This is a genomic window from Nitrospira sp. BLG_2 (assembly GCF_049222245.1).
Window position 1 is genome coordinate 1 of sequence record NZ_JBLYIG010000594.1, and the last position, 4,972, is coordinate 4,972.

The window sequence follows — 4,972 nt, forward strand, 5'->3', positions numbered from 1 at the left end:
TCGCCGATCTCCGCCCCCTTCATCACATGCGCTCCATGCCAGATCTTCGTCCCGGCGCCTATCCGGCACGGCTCGTCCACGAACGCGGACTCGTGAACGAAATACGCCTTCCTTTCCTTGGCCGCGTGAGGATTGGCTCCCCCGCCAGGCTCCTGTTCCAACGATTGCTGGGCCCGCTGCAAGACCTCCAACACTCGCTGCCCTTCGTTCCCGTCTGTAATTGGAGTTTCTCTGTTCTCGATGCAGCGAAGAAAATGCAGGCACTCCTCCCGCAGCGGCTCCTTCGCTTCGACCGGAACAAACTCGGGATCGGCCTTCTCCGGCACGGGCACCCCGCCTTCCCATTTGATCGTGTGCGAGTACAGGGCAATTTTTTTCTCCCACGGCTGCGTATCCTCGAAGACGGCCATCTTGGACTCGCCGATCACGACAAGTTTCTGCTCCTTGAACGGGTGGAGCCACGAGACGAAGACGTGCCCATTAACGCCGCTGGGAAATGACAGGTGGGTGGTGGTAACATCCGCCAGTTGTTTATGCAGGTAGTTGTGTCCAACCGCGGATACATGCTGTGGCATTTCGTTACACAGCGCCAGGATCATCGAGATATCATGTGGGGCGAAGCTCCACAGTGCATTCTCCTCTCGTCTGATCTTTCCCAGACTCAATCTCGTGGAGTAGACATACTGAAGCCGCCCCAGGACTCCCCGATCAACCATCTCCTTCAACTTGAGGAAAGCCGGATGGTACCGCAATAAATGCCCCACCATGAGTACCCGCTTTCCTTCCAAGGCAATTGCATTCAATGTTTTGGCATGGTCGATATCCAGCGCCAGCGGTTTTTCAACGAATACATCCTTGCCGGCCCGCAACGCTTTCGCGGCAAACTCATAATGGCTTTCGGCCGGAAGCGCAATGACCACTGCCCTCACTTCCGGGTCAGCCAGAACATCTTTAAACTGAGAGCAGTATCTGGCATCCGGGAAACTCTTTCGGAGAGCGGCTAAGGCCTCGAGGCGGGCATCGCAGATCGTATGAAGCGCTCCCACTTCTGCATAGTTCCGAACCAGATTCTTCCCCCAATATCCCGCCCCGACCACAGCTACTGTTTTCATAAGTTTCTCCACGAAAAGTCTGTTGGTCCCGAATACCGCAATGCAACTGGTCAACTTGCCTGCATCCCGGCATCTCTAAACGCGACACCATAGGTCTTTCTGTATGCTTGAGCTTCTCGCGACTCTCTCCATTACTAGTGGATCGTTCGTTTCAGCGCCTGTCCAAACTTACGGAATCCAATCCTCGGGTTCTTCATTTCCTGCAACATTTCACTCACCGCAGCCCTTGCCACCTTTACCCACGAGATGGGTATACCAAGATCTGCCATCCTCGATCTGTGGAACTCCCAAAAATTCTTTCCTTTAAGTTTGAGGACCGCCCCACCCAATCGACTGTAATACCTCTTCATGTACCGATGGAGAACCGCGGCACGTTCATCTTCCTCGAGATAGGCGCGCCCATATTTCAATACATTGCTGATATCCGCGATGAGATCCGCATATAAGTCATTCGGCTTGGTGCTGGTTTGTTCGGAGTGGATTCTCTCTACCGAGAGGACTTCATGCACGAAGCCGAAATCAGACTTATCCAAGTAATCGTAAAAGGCACAAATATCGGCATGGGGCAAGGACGTCGAGTAAAAAGGCGTATTTGCTCGAACCAAATCGGACCTATACAGAGTACTCGTGGGAGGACCGAAAATTGTTAGGTCGTCAAGGAAGGTCATCCGACACGCCTGACGACCCGAAACCAACTCCGCATTACGCGACACACCTTTCCACATGATCCGATTGGACCTCTGCTGGTATGATCCGATGATCCCGGCAGTAGGATTTCTCTCTCCAACTTCCACCAGCAACCTGAGGCACTGCGGATAGATCCAGTCATCGGCTGAAACCACCTTACAATACTTGCTCTCCGCGGAAACATGGCGGAAGGCAATATTATGATTCTCAATCACTCCAACATGTCGTTCATTGGTAACAACCCAAATGCGGGCGTCCTTATGCGCATACTCCCGTGCAATTTCCAGTGTCTTATCTGTGCTGCAGTTATCGACAATCACGTATTCAAAATTCCGGTACGTCTGCGCCAGTACGCTCTCGACGCACTCAGCAAGATATTTCTCTCCGTTGTACACGGGAGTGAGCACCGTCACGATCGGTGTCCTCGTACTTCCTGTTGAATCACCCATGACCAAAGACCGTTCCTTCTACTCTCTCAGTCGCCTAGACTTGCGTTCCCCGCTCCCGCTCCGCGCTTCCCGGTGCTCCCACCCGGCTTTACAGCGCTTGTTCTGACTTCGAACAGTTCAGCTGATTGCCCTTGGTAAAGATGGCTGGCTCCTCAAGCCGCGAAAGAGTTCCACATAGAATTCTTTTTGGCGCATGACGTATAAGAGCATCCAAAGATACACACCGATCAAAATGCCGCCGCCCAATAGAAGCCGGATCATAGGTGCCAGCGATTGCGCATAGGACAAGGTGGCGATATAGGCTGATCCCGCGGCGACCATCGTCGAGAGAAGGGGCCGCCCGACAGTCTGCAAAAGATCCCGCGGAGAAATTATGGTTCCGTGTATGCACCAGGCAATATGCGGAACCACCCACAACGTCAGGGCGGCAGAATAGGCAAAAGCGACGCCGCTTGGGCCGTATGGCAATCCGAGAAGATACGCCGTAATCACCAAGGGAGCGATGACGAGGGCAAGTCTCAAGCTCCGGCCCACCAAACCGATCGAAACGAGCAGCCAATACATCGGGTTGATTAACGCCAGGATTAGGATCGTCGGAGTCAACAATCGGAAGATCGGGACTGCATCCCCCCACTTTGGCCCAAGGACAAGAAGGATGATGTCGTCGGCAAACAGGGCGCACGCCACGGAGACGGGCAGGGTGAGCGACAAGACCAACGCGTAGCTCTTGAGGAAATAGCTTTTCAGGCGGCTGGGTTCGTTCTGGAGCCGCGACAGGGCCGCGAATATCACTCCGCCCGTCGCGGAATTCAGATTCTCTGCAGGAATACTGACGAGCTGATAGGCCCTCCCATAAATCCCAAGAGCTTCGGCGCCCCAGAATCGACCGAGCAGCACTTTTTCTATGTTATATGCCACGTACACGACGAGGCTATTTAAGGTGGCCATGCCTCCAAAACGCACCATCGTACGGATCGTCGTTCCTCCGTGGGGCATTCCAGGCACCCATGTACCCAACGCCCACAGGCAGACGGTGGAGGCTGCCGGCAACGCGACCGCCATGCCGACGAGCGCCCAGTATCCAAAGCCGCTTAGGGCCATACCGATGCCCACGCCAATGCTGATTGATAACGCTATCGTTTCGATCACAGCCAACGTCACGAAGCGCATCTCCCGCTGGAGAAGTGCCGAGTGTTGCACTCCGGCCGCGTTGAAGAGAAAACCAGTCCCCACCGCTGCGGTCACGAAGAACAGTCGCGGCTCTTGATAAAAGGACACAAGGATCGGCGCGATCGCTATCGACAGACACCCCAGCAGCGCCCCCACCGCCATGTTGAGCCAGAATAAATTCGACACTTCCTCGTGGGAAATCGTCGTGCGCTGGACTGTTGCCATCGATAACCCGGCATCCTTGAATAAACTGAACACTCCCGTGACAGCGGTTACCATCCCGACCAGTCCGAAGTCCTTTGGTTCCAGCAACCGGGCTAAGACCATCAGGGAACCAATCCGAAGGATAAAGTTTGCTGCTTGGGCGCAGAGCTTGGCGACCCCCCCACGTAGCGCCCTCTCTTTCAGGTCTTTCATCGGGACTTTACGGACGACATCGCTTCATAACCTGGACGTATTGCTAATCGCTACCAGGATAAGAAGCTAGGAGATGGATCCGTTTGCATTCGCATGAGCAGCAGCAGACTGACGACTGCTTGGTCCAAAATCGCTCGCCGCCGCCGTGGCAGGCAAGGCCGTCATTTTTTGACCCTGCGACCCAGAACAGCGCAAATCTGATTGATTTACCAATGTATTCTTGGATTCCCCTAGGACCCGCTCAAGCCAGATCTCCCGCCACCATGAATAAATGCTCCTCGGACAGAACATTCGACAATCGCTATATCGTGCTTCACACCACACCCCCTCCAAAATGATGGAGCTGTTCGCGAGCGTAATCAGCCTGCCCGTCTTCTCATCGATAAACTTATTCAGCCTCGCCTTGACACGATAGGTCCCACCGCAGTAGGGAACCGCTTCGGCGTCAAAATACAGACCCCGATTTTTATTGTCTGAATTGAGCGTGGCAAGGATATCTTTGTATGGTCTCACCCTCACCAACTCGCCCGGCTGGAGATTCAGCGCGCACGTGGGCGTGGGTTGATTCACCGGGATCGACCCGCTTTTTCTCGGGTAAGGAATGCCGCCCCAGATAGATTGGAATCGGTCATATAGCCACCGCAACGGCCGACCAAGCCCGATTCCAGATTGAATCAAGTTGAAGTACGTCGCATAGACGAGACCACGAAGCATTCTCCCGATCGTCACATTTCCAGAGGCATAATCCTCCGCATACTGCCGGATATCCCACCAGGGCAGAAGGGCCCCGGAGAACGGTAGTTGAGTGGCTTGGCAGCGATACCTGGGCCCATCGACCGATTGCGGACCTATCTGATACCTAGCCTTCCATACATCAGCCTCTGTACAGACGGCTCCCGCACCCTCCTGCGTGCTGTTCGCCTGTGTGGCTGCCGGGAGCTGATCGCTGGCTGCGCCCGTTTCTGAAACCGGACGCAGCCAATCAGTCTTCCAAAAAATGAGACAGGCAGCCTGGCATCCCCCATACGCTTCTCCGTCACAACGCAGGTCGAGGTGGACTGCACGGGAAATCCGTAGTGACCTTACCGGATTCACTGTATCGCAGGCCTTATGAGCTCGCTTGTATACTTTGAATCG

The 4,972-nt window shown here is 54.6% G+C and carries 4 protein-coding genes; all 4 read right to left on the bottom strand.

Annotated features, from left to right (window positions below; all coding sequences use genetic code 11):
* Window positions 1–1,112: Gfo/Idh/MocA family oxidoreductase (locus ACOSYY_RS15780; RefSeq protein ID WP_421663587.1), on the bottom strand; the 1,112-nt coding region annotated here is incomplete at its 3' end.
* Window positions 1,113–1,246: 134 nt separating this feature from the next.
* Entirely contained in the window at window positions 1,247–2,248 is a 1,002-nt protein-coding gene (locus ACOSYY_RS15785) for a glycosyltransferase family 2 protein (RefSeq protein WP_421663589.1), read from the bottom strand.
* Between the two features lie 117 nt (window positions 2,249–2,365).
* Window positions 2,366–3,835: a lipopolysaccharide biosynthesis protein gene (locus tag ACOSYY_RS15790; protein WP_421663591.1), complete on the bottom strand. Its 1,470-nt coding sequence runs from the start codon at window positions 3,833–3,835 to the stop codon at window positions 2,366–2,368.
* Window positions 3,836–3,901: 66 nt separating this feature from the next.
* Window positions 3,902–4,972, bottom strand: a 1,071-nt coding sequence (locus ACOSYY_RS15795) for a hypothetical protein (protein WP_421663593.1), incomplete at its 5' end; no start/stop codon positions are given.